Annotated in this window: 18 protein-coding genes, 1 pseudogene and 1 other annotated feature; of the genes and pseudogenes, 16 read left to right on the top strand and 3 right to left on the bottom strand. The window is 44.7% G+C overall.

What is annotated here, in order from left to right; all coding sequences use genetic code 11:
• The first annotated feature begins 113 nt into the window (after positions 1-113).
• From BMX79_RS06915 to BMX79_RS06865, 11 genes are all read left to right on the top strand, one after another.
• Positions 114-539: a CopY/TcrY family copper transport repressor gene (locus BMX79_RS06915; RefSeq protein ID WP_091480710.1), complete on the top strand. Its 426-nt coding sequence runs from the start codon at positions 114-116 to the stop codon at positions 537-539.
• A 79-nt stretch (positions 540-618) separates the two neighbouring features.
• Complete coding sequence (locus BMX79_RS06910) at positions 619-3,105, top strand: heavy metal translocating P-type ATPase (protein WP_091480707.1); 2,487 nt, start codon at positions 619-621, stop codon at positions 3,103-3,105.
• A 36-nt stretch (positions 3,106-3,141) separates the two neighbouring features.
• Positions 3,142-3,354: a heavy-metal-associated domain-containing protein gene (locus BMX79_RS06905; RefSeq protein WP_091480704.1), complete on the top strand. Its 213-nt coding sequence runs from the start codon at positions 3,142-3,144 to the stop codon at positions 3,352-3,354.
• 211 nt (positions 3,355-3,565) lie between these two features.
• On the top strand, positions 3,566-4,669 hold the full coding sequence (locus tag BMX79_RS06900; RefSeq protein ID WP_091480701.1) for a hypothetical protein: 1,104 nt from the start codon (positions 3,566-3,568) through the stop codon (positions 4,667-4,669).
• Between the two features lie 395 nt (positions 4,670-5,064).
• Positions 5,065-5,712 carry a pyroglutamyl-peptidase I gene (gene pcp / locus BMX79_RS06895; protein WP_091480911.1) on the top strand — a complete coding sequence of 216 codons (648 nt, stop codon included), beginning with the start codon at positions 5,065-5,067 and terminating at the stop codon, positions 5,710-5,712.
• A 56-nt stretch (positions 5,713-5,768) separates the two neighbouring features.
• On the top strand, positions 5,769-6,947 hold the full coding sequence (locus BMX79_RS06890) for a cation:proton antiporter (protein ID WP_091480698.1): 1,179 nt from the start codon (positions 5,769-5,771) through the stop codon (positions 6,945-6,947).
• Positions 6,948-7,026: 79 nt separating this feature from the next.
• Positions 7,027-7,303 (top strand) — a binding site (T-box leader).
• Between the two features lie 128 nt (positions 7,304-7,431).
• Entirely contained in the window at positions 7,432-7,587 is a 156-nt protein-coding gene (locus BMX79_RS06885; RefSeq protein WP_177165389.1) for a hypothetical protein, read from the top strand.
• Positions 7,588-7,684: 97 nt separating this feature from the next.
• Positions 7,685-8,755, top strand: a complete 1,071-nt coding sequence (locus BMX79_RS06880) for a methionine ABC transporter ATP-binding protein (RefSeq protein ID WP_091480692.1) — start codon at positions 7,685-7,687, stop codon at positions 8,753-8,755.
• Positions 8,756-8,767: 12 nt separating this feature from the next.
• A complete protein-coding gene (locus BMX79_RS06875) occupies positions 8,768-9,448 on the top strand; it encodes a methionine ABC transporter permease (RefSeq protein WP_091480690.1) in 681 nt (226 codons plus the stop codon).
• A 28-nt stretch (positions 9,449-9,476) separates the two neighbouring features.
• Positions 9,477-10,301 carry a MetQ/NlpA family ABC transporter substrate-binding protein gene (locus BMX79_RS06870; protein WP_091480687.1) on the top strand — a complete coding sequence of 275 codons (825 nt, stop codon included), beginning with the start codon at positions 9,477-9,479 and terminating at the stop codon, positions 10,299-10,301.
• A 60-nt stretch (positions 10,302-10,361) separates the two neighbouring features.
• Positions 10,362-11,558 (top strand): amidohydrolase, encoded by a 1,197-nt coding sequence (locus BMX79_RS06865; RefSeq protein WP_091480683.1) that lies wholly within the window; start codon positions 10,362-10,364, stop codon positions 11,556-11,558.
• A 91-nt stretch (positions 11,559-11,649) separates the two neighbouring features.
• Here BMX79_RS06865 and BMX79_RS12705 read toward each other — a convergent pair.
• Together BMX79_RS12705 and BMX79_RS06850 are read right to left on the bottom strand one after the other, a co-directional pair.
• Positions 11,650-13,454: pseudogene (locus BMX79_RS12705) on the bottom strand (ABC transporter permease/substrate binding protein).
• Complete coding sequence (locus BMX79_RS06850; RefSeq protein WP_091480678.1) at positions 13,444-14,652, bottom strand: quaternary amine ABC transporter ATP-binding protein; 1,209 nt, start codon at positions 14,650-14,652, stop codon at positions 13,444-13,446. Before BMX79_RS06850 ends, BMX79_RS12705 begins: the two are co-directional and overlap by 11 nt.
• 498 nt (positions 14,653-15,150) lie before the next feature.
• Here BMX79_RS06850 and ehuB point away from each other — a divergent pair, with 498 nt between their 5' ends.
• Genes ehuB through ehuA form a run of 4 tightly spaced genes read left to right on the top strand, consistent with a single transcriptional unit; the run spans position 15,151 to position 18,189 of the window.
• Positions 15,151-16,032, top strand: coding sequence for an ectoine/hydroxyectoine ABC transporter substrate-binding protein EhuB (gene ehuB / locus BMX79_RS06845; RefSeq protein WP_091480676.1), 882 nt, complete (start codon positions 15,151-15,153; stop codon positions 16,030-16,032).
• A gap of 41 nt (positions 16,033-16,073) precedes the next feature.
• Positions 16,074-16,721 (top strand): ectoine/hydroxyectoine ABC transporter permease subunit EhuC, encoded by a 648-nt coding sequence (ehuC, locus tag BMX79_RS06840; protein WP_091480673.1) that lies wholly within the window; start codon positions 16,074-16,076, stop codon positions 16,719-16,721.
• A gap of 6 nt (positions 16,722-16,727) precedes the next feature.
• The gene (gene ehuD / locus BMX79_RS06835) at positions 16,728-17,381 is read left to right on the top strand and encodes an ectoine/hydroxyectoine ABC transporter permease subunit EhuD (RefSeq protein WP_091480670.1); all 654 of its coding nucleotides are present in this window, start codon (positions 16,728-16,730) and stop codon (positions 17,379-17,381) included.
• Between the two features lie 16 nt (positions 17,382-17,397).
• Positions 17,398-18,189: an ectoine/hydroxyectoine ABC transporter ATP-binding protein EhuA gene (gene ehuA, locus BMX79_RS06830; protein ID WP_091480668.1), complete on the top strand. Its 792-nt coding sequence runs from the start codon at positions 17,398-17,400 to the stop codon at positions 18,187-18,189.
• A 66-nt stretch (positions 18,190-18,255) separates the two neighbouring features.
• On the opposite strand, the gene BMX79_RS06825 is transcribed toward ehuA, so the two are convergent.
• Positions 18,256-19,068, bottom strand: coding sequence for a MerR family transcriptional regulator (locus BMX79_RS06825; RefSeq protein WP_091480665.1), 813 nt, complete (start codon positions 19,066-19,068; stop codon positions 18,256-18,258).
• Positions 19,069-19,151: 83 nt separating this feature from the next.
• Between BMX79_RS06825 and BMX79_RS06820 the strand changes: the two genes are divergently transcribed.
• Complete coding sequence (locus tag BMX79_RS06820; RefSeq protein WP_091480663.1) at positions 19,152-19,565, top strand: hypothetical protein; 414 nt, start codon at positions 19,152-19,154, stop codon at positions 19,563-19,565.
• The last annotated feature ends 146 nt before the right edge of the window (positions 19,566-19,711 follow it).

The raw sequence follows: 19,711 nt of genomic DNA, 5'->3' as shown, positions 1-19,711 counted from the left end.
ATCAGCTGCTGGAGATAATAATAGAGGAAAAATATATCTTGACATCTACCGATTACAGATGTAAACTATTTATATAAACCGACGTTTACAATTGTAATCATAGGAGGGATAAGATGAAGGACACACAAATTTCCCCGTCAGAATGGGAAGTAATGAGAGTCGTCTGGACGACGCATCCCATTACAAGCAAGGAAATCAGCCGTATCCTCAATGAAAAGAAAGACTGGAAACTGGCCACTACAAAGACTCTTATTGGACGTCTGGTGAAAAAAGGGATGCTGACAACGGCGCAGAACGGTCGTCAATACGACTACTCGCCAGCTGTTACAGAAGATGAAAGTCTGAAGGAAGCATCAGGGCATCTATTGAATCAGGTCTGTACTAGAAAAGTAGGCGAACTTATCGAAATGATGATTGAGAGCAGTACACTTAGCATTGGGGACCTGGAATCGCTGGAAAATATTATTCAAATGAAAAAAGAGAATGCTCCTGAAGTGGTAGCCTGTGGATGCATTCCCGGCCAGTGTACATGCAGTTAAAAGAGTGAGCGAGAAATCAGTCAACTGGATAGTTGCACTCGTTTCATTAAGCACACAACCGAATCAGGAGGAGAAAATAATGGATTCAAAATCATATCCGGTCGAAGGCATGACTTGTGCATCATGTGCCTCGACTGTAGAGAAGACGGCTGGAAAGGTCTCAGGCGTCGTCGAAGCATCAGTCAATCTGGCTTCCGAAAAACTGACTGTTAAAGTAGATGAAACAAGCTTTGATCCGAAAGAACTGGAGCGGGAGATTGATGCATCGGGTTATACTGTAGTCATGCCTCAGGCTGTCAACGCAACCTTTAATATCGAAGGGATGACCTGTGCCTCATGTTCTGCGACCGTAGAAAAAACGGCATCAAAACTTGAAGGGATGGCTTCAGCATCAGTCAATCTTGCCTCAGAAAAATTGAATGTCACATACAATCCACTTAGACTTTCTGTGAGAGACATAGCAGATGCGATCAATCAGACGGGATACAAAGCTATCCCGAAAGAAGAGGATGAAGTAGAGGTAGACGGACCTACAGAAGAAGCGAGCGAGTCGAAAGAAGAGGTGCTCAAGCGTCGAGTCATCTGGACTGCTATTTTTACCGTGCCACTTTTTTACGTATCAATGGCTCCGATGATCGGCATCATGCTTCCAGGACCGATCGATCACATGGCTAATCCGATTCCTTACGCTCTGCTTCAACTGATCTTGACGATTCCTGTGATGTGGCTGGGTCGTTCGTATTTTGAGCAAGGGTTCAAAACCTTATCTAAAGGACACCCTAACATGAACTCCCTGATCTCGCTTGGGACGGTAGCTGCCTTCGTATATAGTGTAGCTGCCACTTATGCAATCATAGTGGATGGAGCAGATCTGGCGATGATGCTGTACTATGAAACAGCCGCTGTGATTCTGGCTTTTCATACACTAGGCAAGTATCTGGAAGAGCGTTCCAAAGGGAGAATGTCTGAGGCAATCCAGAAGCTGATGGATCTGGCACCGAAGACAGCCCGCATCGTTCATAATGGCGAAGAAGAGGAAGTGGCGGTCGAAAGCGTCTCTCCAGGAGATATTGTCCGCGTTCGTCCGGGAGAGAAAATGCCTGTAGATGGTGTGATCATAAAAGGGCGGACAGCCGTAGATGAATCCATGCTGACAGGGGAGAGCATGCCAGTTGAAAAGAGTGAAGGGGACGACATCATCGGTGCCAGCATGAATAAGAACGGATCGATTGATTACCGTGCAACTAAAGTCGGAAAAGATACCACCTTGTCCCAGATCATACAGCTGGTCGAAGAAGCTCAAGGGTCAAAAGCGCCTATTGCCAAACTTGCTGACGTTATTACGGGCTATTTTGTACCGATCGTTATGGTCCTGGCTCTCATTTCCGGGTTGGTATGGCTTGTAGCTGGCCAGAGCTTCATTTTTGCTCTGACTATTCTGATTTCCGTTCTGGTTATTGCCTGTCCATGTGCTTTGGGTCTGGCGACACCGACTGCCATCATGGTCGGTACAGGTAAAGGAGCAGAACACGGGGTACTGATCAAAAGCGGGGATGCACTGGAAACGATTCATAATGTCCAGACCATCGTCTTCGACAAGACGGGGACACTAACTGAAGGGAAACCTGTTGTGACGGATGTCTTCGTTACTGAAGGCACTGACTGGTCAGAAGAAGACCTGTTAGCTTTGGCAGCTTCTGCAGAAAAAGGCAGTGAGCATCCATTAGGTGAAGCAATAGTTAAGGAAGCAAAAGAAAAGAACTTGAAGCTGCAGGAGGCGACTGATTTTGAAGCCATTCCGGGTCAGGGACTGACAGCTGAAGTGGACGGTATACGCCTTTATTTCGGGAACAAAAAATTGATGACGGAACAGTCTTTCGAGTATAATCAGATTGAAGCACAGGCAGATACTTTTGCGGATGAAGGAAAAACACCGATGTATCTGGCAGTCAACGGAAAGATTGCAGGGATTATCGCTGTCGCAGATACACTAAAAGAAAATAGTGTTAAAACAGTCCAGTTACTTCAGAAGCAAGGAATCGAAGTAGCGATGATCACAGGTGACAATACCCGTACCGCTAATGCAGTGGCTCAACTTGCCGGTATCGACCGTGTACTGAGTGATGTGCTTCCGGAAGACAAAGCCAATGAGGTGAAAAAACTTCAGGATGAAGGAAAGAAAGTAGCCATGGTCGGGGATGGTATCAATGATGCACCGGCGCTGGCTCAGGCCGATATCGGTATTGCAATCGGTTCTGGAACGGATGTTGCTGTAGAGTCTGCCGATGTCGTTCTGATGAGAAGCGATGTAAAAGAAGTGCTGACGGCTATTGAACTAAGTAAGGAAACATTGAAGAATATCAAGCAGAACTTGTTCTGGGCTTTCGCCTATAACGTAATTGGTATTCCGATTGCTATGGGTCTGTTGTTCCTGCTGGGTGGTCCACTTCTCAATCCGGTATTTGCGGCAGCTGCTATGAGTTTCAGTTCTGTTTCAGTTCTGCTGAACGCCTTGAGACTTAAAAAGTTTGCACCAACTTGGACTCAGGCGACACAGGCTAATTAATCAGTAAATCGTATAAATTTGAAGGAGAGATTATTTATGAAATATACAGCAATAGTAGAAGGCATGAACTGCAATGGCTGTGCGAATTCAGTAAAAGCTGCATTCACACAGGTAGAAGGGGTTCAGGAAGTGCAAGTAAATCTGGATGCCAAAGAAGCAGAAATCGTTTCCCACACAGAAGTATCTGAAGAGAAGCTCAAAGAAGCTTTAGCTGATACCACATACACGGTAGTTTCTGTTACCTCTTAATAAAATTTAGTCTGAAGGCTGTCCATAAAGCTTCAATGTGGGCAGCCTGTTTCTTTATATAATATGAGAACACTTTCAAAAATGTTGTTCTTTCAGTCAAAATTGCTTACAGATATGAAAAAATAGTGTATCATTGAATTATCTCTATAGATTGATAAGTGGAAAACTATAAGCTGAACTGAAACTAGAAAATTTTAAAGAAGGTGAAAGAATGAAAAAAGGCAAAGCATATGTACCATTTAGATTCAGATTATCACCCATTAAAAAAATGGCTATGATTCATTTTCATAAAAATCCGGATAGTGAATATGAGGCGTTTGAACTGCATTATATTAACGGAGAACCATACGGGGAAGGTTTCCGAGTCCTTGCCTGGCGTACAGATGGCTACAGAGATTCTTATGTACAGGACACGTTGACTATCTCAGAGGAAGAAGAGATTTTGTCTATCGGTGGAAAGGGTCTGAAGGAACGGTACACAGTGGAGTTTGATGAAGGCTATTTTGAACATGCCAACGGTCAGCTGGATGCCGGCTTTGTATTCAATGACAAGCTGGGCCGCCGCATCGTACTCTATGTCGATGAAAGAGTTGACAAGGAAACTAAACCATTGACCTGGCTGCCGTCTGTAGGGAATCACATCCAGGAGCCTCATTCCATGCCGCTCTTTTTCCTGTATAATTTTGATTTCGCCCGAAAGAGAGACACTGAAATATTCCTGTCGATCGATGGGCAGGTAGTTGAAATTGATCCGTTTGCCTTTCCAAAAGACTTTCAGGCGCGTTATTATGTCGAATTCTCGACTGATTCGGTCGTGACGAACTTTAATGAAGCTGGAAGTTATACTTTGGAGCAGGTAGAAATCGATGAGGATGGCATCGCTAGAGGTGAGCATAACACCTATCTTTATGAAACAACGAAAAATGATTTGTATAAACTTAAACGCATTACAGTTGAACATGAAACGAATCCTGTAGAAGTAACCTTCGAGCCGGCATTCCCTAATCATCAGGAAGTCAAAGAAGGCCGACCGATTTATGGTGAGTTCGAGATCGTTCCTTCAGGAGAAGCCGGGTCCTTGAAAGGGAAGTACAATGTAGTCCATCAGCAGGGTAAAGCAGTTATCAACTTATCTTTTCCGGAAAACTGGAATACACCTAAAGGGGCAAACATTGAGCGAGTCATCAACAGCATGACCCCTAACATCAAGTCATGGTACCGCACGTATCAGTGTACACAAGTAGTCAAATTGGAAAATATGGATACAACGGTTCAATGGAAACGTATCGATCCGGATAGACGCACGCGCTATTAATTAGATAAAAAGCGGAGACAGCCGACACGATTGCCGGCTGTCTTTTTTGATATTTCTAAAGTTTTAAGTAGGAACAATTGTGCCGGTCGGCGAGTTTGAACAGTATAGACACACTAAGACAAAAAATGCCGAAGAATTGGCTTTTCATCTTATATAAACTAAAAAGACCATATAGTACTACTGGTATTATTAATTCCCTTGGGTTAACTAGAGCAGGAAAGCCTGGGCAATATGCCTATCGGAGCCAACTTAGGCATGGTAAAATATCGGTAGACGACTATCACTTCAGCATATCAATAAGAGATAAAAGGTTATAGTCCAGATAAATGGCATTACCGGCTTTTAAAATATTAAAAATAGGTATCAGAATAGTCAGATTTGAGAGGAATGATGATATGAAAATTTTAGTGACGGGTTTTGACCCTTTTGGAGGAGAGAATATAAATCCGGCATACGAAGCAGTCTGGCGATTGAGTTCCGAAATTGCTGGAGCTGAAATCATCACAATGGAACTGCCGACGGTGTTTCACAACTCTGCAGAAGCATTGAAAGAGAAAATTAAAGAAGCTGATCCGGATGTGATACTCTGTGTCGGACAGGCTGGAGGACGTTCCAGTGTCACACCCGAACGTGTAGCAATCAATATAGACGACGCCCGAATTCCAGATAATAAGAGCAATCAGCCGATCGACGAACCGATTCAGTCAGATGGACCGGCAGCGTATTTCAGCACGCTTCCTGTCAAAGCCATGGTGGAGAAAATGAGGCAGGCCGGTGTCCCGGCGAGTGTATCAAATAGCGCTGGAACATTTGTATGCAATCACATCATGTATCAGGTGCTCTTCACTCTAGATCGGTACTTTCCTGATAAAACGGGTGGGTTTGTTCATGTGCCGTTTATACCGGAGCAGGTCGTAGACAAGCCAAATCTGCCCTCTATGCATCTGGAAGATATTATCCGGGCACTGACGGCGGGGATCGAAGCGATCGTCATGTATCAAGGTAAAGAAGATATTAAAGAAATTGGTGGAACGATCCACTGAAGCGAAGAAAGGGAAGAGATCACTCTCTTCTCGTACATAAGAAGGAGTAACAAAACATGCTGACTGGAATTGGACTACTGCTGTTATTTGGATACATCGGAGGGAAGTTGGTTTCTAAGGCTAAACTTCCGCCATTAATTGGGATGCTCCTCGTTGGAGTGGCACTTGGGCCATATGTCCTGAACTGGCTGGACGGTGATCTGCTGACCGTTTCTCAAGATATAAGAACCTTTGCTCTGATCATTATCCTGCTCAGAGCGGGACTGGGGATCAAGAAAAACCAGATCAGACAAGTCGGCATGATCGCCTTGAAGATCGGCAGTATTCCCTGTATTCTCGAAGGAATCACGATTACTGCCCTTGCCTATTATCTGCTCAACTTCTCATTTGCTGAAGCAGGCATGCTGGGGTTTATTATTGCTGCTGTTTCACCGGCAGTGGTTGTCCCGAGCATGCTGGATCTGAAGGAAAAAGAATACGGGGAAGACAAACAGGTCCCGACCCTGCTTCTTGCCGGGACATCAATTGATGATGTATTTGCGATTACTCTGTTCACTTTTTTTCTGGGGTTAGGCACAAGCAGCCAGGGTACCTCAATTGCTTTTGAACTGGCCTCCATTCCGTTCAGTATTATTGCTGGTGTACTGGGTGGGGTAGTAATCGCCTTTCTAGCTACTTTCCTGTTCAAACAGTTCGATAAGAAATACGTTGAAAAGTTGCTGCTGCTCTTGGCTGCAGCTATCTTGTTTGTTGAATTGGGCGAGTATGTCGGCATTGCTAGTCTGCTGGGAGTCATGACACTTGGCTTTATCCTGCTGGAACGTATTCCAGAGCACACGGCTCACTTTACTCAGTCTCTGGCTGGCTTATGGATATTCCTTCAGATCCTACTGTTTGCACTAGTCGGAGCAGAAGTGAATATCGAGGTAGCGCTGGAAGCGGGGATAATAGGGCTGATGATCATTGCGTTGGGACTAATTGGACGGAGTATCGGCGTCTGGATTGCCACAATGAATACAGAACTGAACAACAAAGAAAGACTATTCTGCATGATCGCCTATACACCTAAAGCTACTGTTCAGGCTGCTATGGGTGGTATTCCATTGGCTATGGGTGCAAGCCAGGGTGCAACGATCCTTGCTTTGGCTGTCCTTTCTATCATCGTCACAGCGCCACTTGGAGCAGCGGCGATTTATGCAACGGCTCCGAAACTGCTGACTCAAGGAAAAAAATAAAAGTTCAAAAAAGATTTGACAAAGGATTATGAAGTAAGTATAGTAATAATCAAGTTCTTGAAAATGAGAATAACAGAAGAAAACAGTGTGAAAAGAAAAGTACATTTAGGACGTCTTCTCAGAGAGCCTGTAGTGGTGGGAGCAGGTAAGAAAGAATAAATGGAAAATGGTCTTGGAATTGGAGCAGGTGATCCCGGTCGGGTAAGCGTGCTACGGGTTCACCCGTTACAGTGACGCAGTCTACAGGAGTAGTGAATCAATGAAAATGCCCTGTGCACTGGCAGAGGCATGACTGGAGACGGTCATGCAAAATAAGGTGGTAACACGATAATCATTAATTATGAGTCGTCCTTAAAAGAGTCTTTGGATAAAGATTTTTTTAAGGACGTTTTTTTATACAATTAAATAGCTATATACTGCAATGAAGAGTAAAGTACACTTACAAGACAGCAACAACAGAGAGCCTGGGCAGGTGAGAGCAGGTTTGCTTGAGCAAGTGGAAAATGGACTCGAAGCAGGGTACCGAGTGTCGGATGAGCAGAACATCAGACATAAGGCTGCCATGGGTGCGCCCACTACAGCGCCGAAGCATCGCCTTCATGGGGTGCTTTTAAAGGAATCAGTCGTAAGGCTGGTTTGAATCAAGGTGGTAACACGGGCTTTTCGTCCGTCCTTAAGATCAGTTTAACCTGGTCTTGGGGACGGACGTTTTTTTTGAAATAAAGAGGGGGAGACAGATGATTGAGCTGAAAAATATAGATGTGACTTTTGAGGATAAAGAACAGACCGTAAAGGCGGTTCAGGAGGTATCGCTGACTGTCGAAAAGGGGGATATTTATGGCATCGTCGGATACAGTGGGGCTGGAAAAAGTACTCTGGTACGGACCATCAATTTACTGCAGCGGCCAACTGCCGGTCAAGTAATCGTCAAAAATCAGGAATTGTCGGTGCTTAGTCCTAAAGAATTGAGGACAGCGCGGAAAAAGATTGGTATGATCTTTCAGCATTTTAACTTGATGCGGGCCAGAACGGTTGCAGGAAATGTGGCTTACCCACTGAAAGGATCAGAATTGACCAAGGAGGAAATAGGACAGAGAGTCGATGAACTGCTTGAACTGGTCGGTCTGGCAGATAAAAAGCAGGCGTATCCTTCTCAGCTGTCTGGGGGACAGAAACAGCGCGTAGCCATTGCGCGTGCTCTGGCTAATGATCCTGAAGTTCTCCTGTGTGATGAAGCCACCAGCGCACTGGATCCTAAAACAACTGGCTCGATCCTGGAGCTGCTTAAACGATTGAATAAGAAGCTGGACCTGACGATTGTGATCATCACACACGAAATGCAGGTAGTCAAAGAAATATGTAACAAGGTAGCTGTTATGGATGACGGACGGGTCATTGAAAGTGGTGATCTGGTATCGGTCTTCACTGCTCCTAAAGCCAAGCTGACAAATGAATTCATCAATACCGCGACTCATGCCGACCAGGCGCTGGAGAAAATCAGGAAGCATCCGTCTCTGCTTGACCTGCATGCCAATGACAGTCTGGCTCGAATTACTTATGTTGGAGAGAGCACCAGCACACCGCTGATTGCCAGTCTATATGCTCAGTTTGGTGTGACAACAAATATCCTGTTCGGAAATGTCGAGATCCTTCAGGAGACACCGATCGGTAATCTGATTGTTGTACTGAATGGAGATAAGCATCAGCGTGACAAAGCGATTGCCTATCTGGAGTCCAAGCAGGTCAAAGTGGATCTGATTGATACATCGCATACAGTCATTCCACTCAGAAGAACGAAAATAAGTTAAGGAGGAAGACAAATGATCAACTGGTTTGAAACTTTTTTTGCCCACTCCCTCAGTATCCAGTCAGAAATCATCGACAGTATCTGGGAGACGCTCTACATGGTTGGAGTGACAGCCCTTATTGCAGGACTACTCGGAGTAGTGCTGGGAATTATCTTAGTGGTGACTGAAACAGGGGGAATTCTGGAAAACATAAAACTCTATGACTTTCTTGAAAGAGGAGTCAATGCTTTCAGGTCTGTGCCGTTCATCATCATGCTGGCATTAATCGCTCCATTTACCCGACTGCTGGTAGGCACATCGATTGGTACCACTGCAGCCATTGTTCCTTTAGTTGTGGGGACTGTTCCGTTCTATTCCAGACAGGTGCAGAACGCTTTGCTGGAAGTTGATCCGGGAGTTGTTGAAGCAGCGGAAGCCATGGGGTCTTCGCCATTTGAGATCATCATCCGTGTTTATCTGAAAGAAGGCCTGCCATCGATCATCCGCGTTTCTTCAGTAACGATTATTAATCTGATTGGACTGACCGCTATGGCTGGGGCAATCGGAGCCGGGGGCTTAGGCAACCTGGCTATAGCCAGAGGGTACAATCGATTCCAGACGGATGTCACGATCGTAGCCACATTAGCGATTCTGGTTATTGTCATGATCAGTCAGGTCATAGGGAATTATCTCGTCAAGAAAACAAGCCATTAAAAAACAATAGAAAAAGGGGATAACAACAATGCAAACATTTAAAAAATCAATCATCACTTTAGGTTTAGGACTTATCGTTGCTGTTTTATCAGCATGTGGAGCTGTTACAGGAGAAACAGAATCTGAAACAGTATCGATCGGTGTCGTCGGAGAGAATAATGATGTCTGGGATTTCGTGATTGAAAAACTGGAAAGGGAAGAAGGACTGACTGTCGAACTGGTAAGATTCACAGATTATGCCCAGCCGAATACAGCCCTTGCACAAGGAGAAATCGATCTGAATGCTTTCCAGCATAAGTTGTTTCTTGAATCGTTCAACGAAGACAGTGGCACAACGCTGGTACCGATTGGAGACACAGTGATCGCACCTTTAGGTATTTATTCCGACAAGCTGACTGATGTAGATGACCTTAGCGAAAACGATACAGTTGCAATTCCAAATGACGTGACTAATGGTGGACGAGCACTCCTGCTGCTTCAGACAGCTGGGTTCATCACTGTTGATCCGGAAGCCGGAACGACACCTACTGTCAGTGACATCACAGACAATCCGCTGAATCTGGATATACAGGAACTTGATGCAGCTCAGACAGCCAGAGCGCTGCAGGACGTGACCGCATCGATTATCAATTCAGGAATGGCTGTGGATGCAGGATTTGTACCGACAGAGGATGCCATCTTCTTGGAGCCGGTTAATGAGCAGTCCGATCCTTACGTCAATATCATTGTTGCAAGAGAAGAAGATGCCGATAATGAAGCCTATCAGAAAGTAGTTGAAGCGTATCAGGCAGAAGATACAAAAGAAGTCATTGAAGAAACGTCCAAAGGGTCATCCGTACCGGCATGGGATTAATCACAATAGATAACGAGCGTATTGAAGATCGTTGCCTTACTAATTGAAAGGAAGGATAAAATGAGCAGTGTATTAACGGAAACATCAATCAGAGAAGACGTGCAGGCCGGAGCAGATGAGGTCATCGCACTGAGACGCTACTTCCACCAGTATCCTGAGGCGAGCTTAAAAGAGTACGAAACAATCAGACGAATCAAAGAAGAGCTGGATAAACTTGGCATCCCATACGAATCAGTAGGAGAAACGGGTGCGATCGGAACGATTGTAGGGCAGAAAGGGCCAGGGAAAACGATTCTTCTCCGTGCAGACATTGATGCGCTGGAGCTGGAAGATGCCAAAGACAAGCCATATAAATCGAAAAATTCTGGACTGCATCATGCATGTGGTCATGACGGACATACGGCAGCCCTTCTTGGTGCAGCGAAAATCCTTAAAAAACAGGCAGCTCACTTTTCAGGCACAGTCAAATTGGCTTTTCAGCAGGCTGAAGAAATAGGGGCAGGTGCCCGTCAGTTTGTTAAAGGGGGATTCGTTGAAAACACTGATCAGGTATTCGGTCTCCATTTGGATTCCAGTGTGCCGGTCGGAAGGATCGTATCCGTTCCTGGAGCGACGAATGCGTCATGCGATATTTTCAAAATCAATGTTCAGGGAAAAAGTGCACATGCTGCTCAGCCGGACAAAGGGGTGGATGCCTTGCTGGCTGCGGCTGCCATAACCGTTGAGCTCCAGAGTATCGTAGGAAGGGAGATCAGCCCTCTGGATAATGCGGTCGTCGCGGTCGGGGTATTGAATGCAGGGACACGTTATAATATTGTAGCCAATCACGCTGAACTGGAAGGAACTGTGCGTACATTCAGTCATGAGACGAGACAGTTTGTACTGGAAGCAGTTGAGCGCGTTGCAAAGCATGTGGCTGAATCCCACAGGGCCTCGATAACGTTTGAAAACTATGATGCCGCAGCGCCGCTGATCAATGCTGAAGAACCGGCAGCACGTGCGGCAAGGGTGGCAGCAGATATCGTTGGAGCAGATCAGGTCATCACCAGTCAGCCGAAAAGTCTGGGTGCAGATGACTTCGCTGATTTCCTTGCAGAAGCACCAGGGGTCTATGCCAGGGTAGGGACCAGGAATCTGGATGATCCGGATACCTGGTACGGCCATCATCATGAGCAATTCGATATAGATGAAAGAGGTCTGGCTTATGCGACTGAACTGCACGTCCGTTATGCACTGAATTATTTAGAAACGAATTAAAGAAAGGAAAAAGGCAGGTAATAAACGGTCAGCCCGTTTATTACCTGCCTTTAATTGCGCATTACATCAGATACAAGGTTAAAGGATCAGATTATTCGCCGATTCCTTCAATCCATTCAGATACAAGATCCGAATTGTTGTCGACCCAGTTGCGGGCAGCATCTTCAGGTTCTGCACCTTCCTGGATTTCAAGCATGACTTCTTCCATGTGGTCTGTTTCCCAGTAGAAATTATCAAGTAACTGATAAGCTTCTGGTAGGTCTTCAGATAGCCCTTCACGTACAAAAGTATCGATTGTTTCAGCTTCTCCGAAAGAACCTTCTGGATCTTCAAGATATTTCAAGTCATAAGAAGAGAACTTCCAGTGAGGAGACCATCCAGTTACGATAATTTCATCCTCGTTCTGGTATGCAGTAGTCAGTTCCTGGACCATTGCACCTGAAGAAGATGTCTGTACGTTCCATCCGTCAAGATTTTCGTAATCCTCTAAAGCTTGTTCAGCTGCAGCGACAACACCAGCACCTGCTTCGATTCCTGTAATTGTCTGACCCGCTTCATCTGAAAGATCAGCAATAGAATCAACATCCATATATTCAGGAACGACTAATCCAATTACGGCCCCTTCAAGGTTTGTTCCTAGGTGTTCCATTCTGTCTGAATACTCATCAAATTGTGCTTCGTGAGTACCAGGCAGCCATGCAGCAACCATTCCGTCTGCGTCTCCAGAAGCGACTGCTTCCCACATGATTGCATTGTCAAGAGCAGTCAAAGTAACGTCGTATCCTAAATCTTCAAGTACTTCTCCAACGACGTGTGTTGAAGCGATTTCTGAATCCCAGCTTACATAAGATAAAGTTATTTCATCGCCATCGACAACTGTTTCGATTTCTTCACCGTTGTCTGCAGTGTCTCCGTCAGTTTCACATGCTGCTAAAAATAATACTGATGCAGATGCTGCTGTAAGTCCAAACTTTTTCCATGTCATATCCAAAATAAATCTCTCCTTCATATTTGTGAGTATATCAATTATATTGCTTATAATTAATTATCTGATTTGTTGAACCCTTGCAGGACGCGGTCGAGAATGATTGCCAGTACCACTAATGCGAATCCGGCTACGAAACCAGGTCCAACTTGAGCACGCTGTAGGGCGTTGATGACGCGTTCACCTAATCCAGGTGCTCCGATCATTGAGGCAATAACAACCATTGAGAGTGCAAGAAGCACAGTCTGGTTTATACCTGCCATAATAGTCGGTTTAGCCAGCGGTAGTTCAACTTTGAACAGACGCTGTGAGCCGGTACTACCAAAAGATTCTGACGCTTCAATCATTTCATCCGGAACCTGACGGATACCCAGGTTCGTGAAGCGGACAGTTGGTGGCAGGGCGAAAATGACAGCTGAGAATACACCTGGTACCATACCGATTCCGAAAAAGGCTACGGCTGGAATGAGGTATACGAATGCCGGCATTGTCTGCATAAAATCAAGAATTGGTGTAATGATCCAATTGGCTGTGCGGCTTTTAGCCATCCAGATTCCAACAGGCACACCAATCAGTATGGATAACAGACTGGCAACGAGTACTAGTGTGATCGTGTACATCAATGGTTCCCACAATCCCTGGTTATGGATGTAAAGCAGCCCTAGAAGAGTAAAGACGGGCAGGCCGAATTTCTTACGGCCGGCAAAGAATGCAAGAGCCACAAGCAGAAGGATGAATAGGACAGGCGGAATAAATAGAAGCAAATCTGTTATGCCATCCATCAGCCATGCGCCACCATCACGTATAGCTCCAAAGAACCACGACAGGTTCTGTGTCAGCCAGGTTATGATATCGGACATCCATTCCGATACGGGTAAGCGGGGGATCTGATCTAATATACTACTGTTCATCTACTGGTTCCTCCTCTCGGTCTTTTACGAGTGCGCCAAGGACGAGTCCTCGGACAACGATACCAAGCAACTTGTCTTCTCCATCAACAATGGCTACTGGAGTCTGACTATTGTGAATGACATCGTACAATTCATGAATCAATGTTTCTTTGTGCACTTTAGGAATATCTGTGCGGACGATTTCCTGAAGATCTTTCTTGTCCTGTTTCACTGCTTCCAGGATATCTTCATCAGTAACGTAGCCTTTCAGCACGTGGTCTTTATCGACAACAAGCATGCTGGATAAATTATCGGCCTTCATACGCTGCATAGCCACACGCGGGCCGCTTTGCTTAATACGAAGAGTTTGTGGACGTTCCATGATGTTTTCTGCTGTCAGTACTTTAGAACGGTCGACATCTTCAACGAAACGTTCCACGTATTCATTGGCAGGATTTGTCAGGATCTCTTCACCTGTCCCTACCTGTACGACTTCTCCGTCTTTCATGATGGCGATACGGTCACCGATGCGGAGAGATTCGTTCAAGTCATGTGTAATAAAGATAATCGTCTTATGCATGGTATCCTGCATTTCCAGCAGTTCATCCTGCATGTCACGTCGGATCAGCGGGTCAAGTGCTGAGAACGCTTCGTCCATCAGCAGGATTTCAGGATCATTTGCAAGGGCACGTGCCAGTCCGACACGCTGTTGCATTCCACCGGACAGCTGATTAGGGCGCTGGTCTTTATATGGGAGAAGACCGGCATTATCCAGTGCACGTTCAGCTTTCTCCTGACGTTCTGCCTTGTCCACCCCTTGAACTTCCAGTCCATACTCAGTATTTTCCAGTATCGTGCGGTGCGGGAATAATCCGAAATTCTGGAATACCATGGATACTTTTTCACGACGGACTTTTCTCAATTGCTCTTTGTCCATCTTGGCAATGTCATCCCCATCGATCAGGATGTTCCCTTCAGTCGGTTCGATCAGTCTGTTCAGCATACGAACCAGTGTCGATTTACCACTACCGGATAATCCCATAATGACAAATATTTCACCTTGTTCTACTTTAAAGCTGGCTTTGTTTACACCAACGGTTGCGCCTGTCTTTTCAAGAATGTCCTCTTTTGAATGACCTTTCTTTACTAATTCAAGTGCCTGACGTTCTTTCTTTCCGAAAATTTTCGTCAGATTTTGTATTTCTACCTTAGTAGTCAACAAGTTGTCCTCCTTGTATTTTAATTTGTTTTAAAGTTTGACGACAATACGTCGCTGGTCAGAAAACAACTGTTGTCTTCTGCCTACGCTCCACTATTCAATGTACCAAAACATTTAAGTAGTGTAAAACCATTCACCTTTACAGTGTTATATCTAAGGTAATGTTATCGGTTACTTATATTGAGTCTAGTGTTTTCTAAGAATTTGATTAGAATTGACAATATTGTTTTAAAACGAGCCGTTTTTTGAAAGTATTTCCCTTGTTTTCAGTTTTGACTTGTCACTATGCGTTTGATTTGACCTTTATAAATTATCTTTGTTACTGTAGATGTGTGTCTCATGTAAAAATGGCTAAATCTGTGTCTGGAATATTAATCATTACTTTACTTATTACATCTTTATATATCAGGCAAAAACAGACAAGGCTACTGATAAGAAATCAGTACTGTTTACAACGAGAATTGAAAAGAGTGATTAAAGAATAGGAGGAAAGAGGGAATGAAAGGAATTAAAAGAAAAGGTTTGCTGTCATTAGTAGCTCTTTCTACCGTAACAATACTGAGCGGATGTCAGCTGTTCGGAGCAGGAGAAGACGAAACAACTCTTGAGCGTGTGCAGCGCGAAGGAGAAGTTACGGTAGGATTTGCAAATGAACAGCCTTATGCTTACCAGACAGCTGAAGGAGAGTTGACGGGTTCCTCAGTAGAAATTGCCCGACAGATTATGGAAAACCTTGGTGTCACAGAAATGAACGGGGTACTGACAGAATTTGCTTCATTGATACCAGGACTTCAGGCTGAGCGCTTTGACATGGTAACAGCAGGTATGTTCATTACCCCCGGACGTGCTTCAGCTGATCACATTCAGTTTGCCAATCCGGAATATACGATCGGACAGGCCATTGCAGTGGAAGCTGGAAATCCGTTAGATTTACATTCATATGAAGACATTGCTGAAAATGATGATGCTGTTGTTGCCGTGCCTTCAGGGACGGTAGAGTACGACTTTCTGCTGGATGTCGGGGTACCTGAGGGACGTATCGTAACAGTACCGGATATGCCATCAGCACTTGCTGCTCTTCAGGCTGGTCGTGCCGATGTCATTACGGCGACTGGACCGTCTCTGCAATCGATCTTGGATACAGCAGCCGATGACTCCATTGAGCGTGTAGATGACTTTACCCAGCCGATCATTGATGGAGAAGAAGTCATCAACTATGGTGCAACTGTATTCAGAGATACAGATGAAGATTTTATTAATGCCTTCAATGAAGAGCTGGAAAACTTGAAAGAATCTGGTGAACTGCTGGAAATCATTCAGGAGTTCGGTTTCACCGAAGAAGATCTTCCCGGAGATGCAACGGTTGAAGACGCACTATAAAGTAGAAGAAACAAGATGAGGACGAAAGGGAGTGGACATTCATGAGTTTTTGGGAGCTGATTGTTTCACTGCTCGGGCAAGGGCTGGTCATCACATTGCTGACGACTGTTCTGGCTGCTATCCTGGCGTTAGTGCTTGGGTTTATAGGCGGGCTGATGAGACTTTCAAAGAATAAATTTATACGATTCATTGTAGCAATCTATGTCGAAGTGTTCAGGGGGACGTCGCTGCTGGTCCAGTTGTTCTGGATCTATTTTGTTTTACCTATGTTTGGGCTGACGATGTCTGCACTGACTGCTGCTGTTCTGGCGATTGGACTTAACTACGGAGCCTACACATCAGAAGTTGTACGAAGTGGGATCCAGTCAGTTGATAAAGGTCAGACGGAAGCAAGTATCGCACTCAACTTCACTCGCGTACAGCGCATGAGACGAATCATTATCCCTCAGGCATTTATCCTGATGCTGCCGAATCTGGGGAACCAGCTGATCGAGCTGTTCAAAAGTACTTCCCTAGTGGCGCTGATTACATTGACTGATCTGACGTATCAGGCAAATGTACTGAATGCCACAACGCTGCAGACAACACAGATATTCACTGCGCTGCTAGTGATCTATTTTGTTATAGCTTGGCCTATGACAAAAGGAATGAAAATGCTGGAGCGCAAAATGACAGAAGGGAGGATGTAAGAGATTATGTGGGATTGGAATTATGCCTTCGAGGTCTTACCGGATATCGCTTCTGCCTTATGGGTGACGATCAGTGCTACACTAGTCGGCTTTGTATTAGCGTTAGTTGTTGGACTAATATGGACACTCATGATCAGGTCGAATAATAAAATTATTTCTAACGTTGCTGATGGAATTGTGAAATTCATCAGAAATACACCTCTGCTGGTTCAGCTGTATTTCATCTTTTATGTCTTTCCTCAATTTGGACTTTCACTTGAGCCGTTCACGGCGGGTGTTATCGGTCTGGGGCTGCACTACAGTACTTACCTTTCAGAAGTCTACAGAAGTGGGATAGAATCAGTAGGTCCAGGTCAATGGGAAGTGGCGACTGCACTTAACTTTGATACAAGAAAAACATGGACACGTATTATCCTGCCTCAGGCTATACCGCCTGTATTGCCGGTTATCGGAAACTACTTTATTACTATGTTCAAGGAAACCCCGCTTCTGTCGGCCATTACCTTGGTAGAAATACTTCAGACCGCTCAGAATATAGGAGCAGGTACATTCAGATACACAGAACCACTGACTATTGTAGGGGTACTCTTCCTGCTGCTCAGTTATCCAGCATCCGTCGCTCTTAGACAGCTGGAAATACGAGTAACCGAACGTTATTAATGGAAGGAGAAAGAGAATGAGTGAACCAATTGTAAGATATAACAATGTAACTAAATATTTCGATGATCTTCAGGTACTGGACGGCATCGATTTTGAAATCCAGCCAGGAGAAAAAGTCGCGCTGATCGGTCCGTCTGGTTCAGGTAAAACAACCTTTGCGCGATTGCTGATGACACTGGAGGAAATCACTGATGGGACGATCGAAGTCGAAGGTGATTACCTGTGGCACGAACAGGATGATAATGGTGACCTGAAACCAGCGAGCACGGAGCATTTGAGAAAGGTCCGTTCAAACATTGGAATGGTCTTCCAGCACTTCCATCTTTTCCCTCACATGACCGTTCTGGAAAATGTAATGGAAGCTCCTGTGACTGTTCAGGGTAGAGATAAAAAAGAAGCAAAGAAAGCTGCGGAAGAAATGCTGGACAAAGTTGGGCTGCTTGATAAAGCGGACAGCTATCCAGCGCAGCTGTCCGGTGGTCAGAAGCAGCGTGTGGCGATAGCCAGAGCGCTGGTCATGAATCCTAAAGTGCTGATTTTCGATGAACCGACATCCGCATTAGACCCGGAACTCGTTGGTGAGGTGCTGGACGTTATCAAGGACATCGCGGATCAGGGCGACACATCTATGCTTCTGATTACACATGAAATGGACTTCGCCAAAGAAGTGGCAGACCGTATTGCCTTCTTCGATGGAGGTAAAATCATTGAGGATGGACCGCCATCAGAAATCCTGTACAACCCTAAAGCACCACGACTGAAAGAGTTCCTGGAACGTTTCATGAACACACAGTCATCTCCAGAATAAGGGGTACATGTCAAAAGCACTCAGCCTATTTAGGACTGAGTGCTTTTTTGGCGTCAAAGGTTACTGCTATTGAAGCTGAAGTGAGAGTTTATAGACATAGTCATCATAAGATTTAAAAGAGAGCTCATCCAATGCCAGATCTTCTATAAAATAACATCCGAGTTTCAGGTCCTGTTTTTCTGCATAGGTCAGCATAAGAGAGTAGCCTTCCAGCACAGCATCATCGTTACCCTGGAAAAAGCCCGTCAGATATTTCCCTCCAGGCAAAGTAAATGTACTGTCTGACTGATTACTGACTTCCGTGTACAGAAAGCCACTGTATCCTTGTTTAAACTGCCTTATTTCGTCAATCGGAACAATCAGTCCTTCCAGGAATGTCATCTGAGACGTTTTTTTATCCAGCAAGTCATAGTGTCTGGTGTATGCCTGATAGTAGGCGCGGGTATCCAGGACATTTTCAAGTTTTGTTATCAGCATATGTCTAGTTGGCAGATTTTCAATTGTATAACTTGTGCTGTTCCCGGCAAGTGTATCGTCTGTCACCCGTTTCTTTTCCACCATTGCTCTCTGAAGTTGACTTAACCGGTCTATTTTCGCTTTCAGGGCATCCGTTTCCTTCTCAAGCAACTGGGAAAAGCGTTCTGGAGAACGGGCATCTAAAAATTCTTTGATATTTTCCAAAGGTACCCCAATCTCCTTTAAAGCAGAGATGACTGAAAATGTCTCGACCTGTTTCAATGAATAATAACGATAACCATTTTCCTTAATATAGGCTGGTTTAAATAATCCTTTTTCATCATAAAAAAAGAGGGTGTGTTTGGATACTCCAACCAGCTCAGCAAATCGGCCGGTGGTGAGGTAGGCTGTTTTTTTAGCCATTTCATCTCTCCTCCTTGACTATAGAGTTACTCTATACTTTAGTATAGTAAATGGAAACGAAAATATAAAGGGAGAAGGATTTTATGAATAGAGAGACAATGAAGACGGCAGTAACCGGTACAGTTTTATTTGTAGCAGGTGTCGTATCTCTCTTCTTACACATTAATGACGACGGCTTGTTTGCCTATATTCTGTTGGCCTATGGTGCCTGGGAAATTGGAGAGGCTGCATCGGACTACTACTTCGGTGACCAGAGTGAGGACGAGGACCGGAGCTGGGAAGAAATTAAAAATGGATTCAAAGCTGATGTAGCTAAAATAACGATTCCTCTAATCCTGACGATGCTTGTTGAAGTAGTCATGATTGGGACAGGGTTCAGACTGTTTACATTTATCGCGTATGTTCTGACGCTGATCATCTACCTGATGTTCATTGGGATTTTTTCATATTTCGAACTAAAAGATCAGGAAGACACCTCTTATCAGTTCAGCGACTGAATAGGTAGAAAATGCTCATAGATATTCCAGTTCGTTGAATAAATTCAGACTGGAACGGAGATTTTCAGTCCCATAGCTGGTCGCGTTTACGTTATAATAATGAAGAAGACAGAACAGTAAAATGAGTATCACCATAAGACTGACGG

Origin of the sequence: Alkalibacterium pelagium, from assembly GCF_900109325.1 — a bacterium.
Classification (GTDB): Bacteria; Bacillota; Bacilli; order Lactobacillales; family Carnobacteriaceae_A; genus Alkalibacterium; species Alkalibacterium pelagium.
This window is presented reverse-complemented; position numbering and strand designations above follow the sequence as displayed.

What these genes read in the sequence shown, in the direction of transcription:
- BMX79_RS06900 (WP_091480701.1), top strand. Translation starts at nt 3,566, where the DNA reads ATGAAAAAAGGCAAAGCATATGTACCATTTAGATTCAGATTATCACCC.
- ehuB (WP_091480676.1), top strand. Translation starts at nt 15,151, where the DNA reads ATGAAAGGAATTAAAAGAAAAGGTTTGCTGTCATTAGTAGCTCTTTCT.
- ehuD (WP_091480670.1), top strand. Translation starts at nt 16,728, where the DNA reads ATGTGGGATTGGAATTATGCCTTCGAGGTCTTACCGGATATCGCTTCT.
- BMX79_RS06875 (WP_091480690.1), top strand. Translation starts at nt 8,768, where the DNA reads ATGATCAACTGGTTTGAAACTTTTTTTGCCCACTCCCTCAGTATCCAG.
- BMX79_RS06890 (WP_091480698.1), top strand. Translation starts at nt 5,769, where the DNA reads ATGCTGACTGGAATTGGACTACTGCTGTTATTTGGATACATCGGAGGG.
- BMX79_RS06905 (WP_091480704.1), top strand. Translation starts at nt 3,142, where the DNA reads ATGAAATATACAGCAATAGTAGAAGGCATGAACTGCAATGGCTGTGCG.
- BMX79_RS06915 (WP_091480710.1), top strand. Translation starts at nt 114, where the DNA reads ATGAAGGACACACAAATTTCCCCGTCAGAATGGGAAGTAATGAGAGTC.
- BMX79_RS06825 (WP_091480665.1), bottom strand. Translation starts at nt 19,068, where the DNA reads ATGGCTAAAAAAACAGCCTACCTCACCACCGGCCGATTTGCTGAGCTG.
- pcp (WP_091480911.1), top strand. Translation starts at nt 5,065, where the DNA reads ATGAAAATTTTAGTGACGGGTTTTGACCCTTTTGGAGGAGAGAATATA.
- BMX79_RS06870 (WP_091480687.1), top strand. Translation starts at nt 9,477, where the DNA reads ATGCAAACATTTAAAAAATCAATCATCACTTTAGGTTTAGGACTTATC.
- BMX79_RS06880 (WP_091480692.1), top strand. Translation starts at nt 7,685, where the DNA reads ATGATTGAGCTGAAAAATATAGATGTGACTTTTGAGGATAAAGAACAG.
- BMX79_RS06820 (WP_091480663.1), top strand. Translation starts at nt 19,152, where the DNA reads ATGAATAGAGAGACAATGAAGACGGCAGTAACCGGTACAGTTTTATTT.
- BMX79_RS06865 (WP_091480683.1), top strand. Translation starts at nt 10,362, where the DNA reads ATGAGCAGTGTATTAACGGAAACATCAATCAGAGAAGACGTGCAGGCC.
- ehuC (WP_091480673.1), top strand. Translation starts at nt 16,074, where the DNA reads ATGAGTTTTTGGGAGCTGATTGTTTCACTGCTCGGGCAAGGGCTGGTC.
- BMX79_RS06910 (WP_091480707.1), top strand. Translation starts at nt 619, where the DNA reads ATGGATTCAAAATCATATCCGGTCGAAGGCATGACTTGTGCATCATGT.
- ehuA (WP_091480668.1), top strand. Translation starts at nt 17,398, where the DNA reads ATGAGTGAACCAATTGTAAGATATAACAATGTAACTAAATATTTCGAT.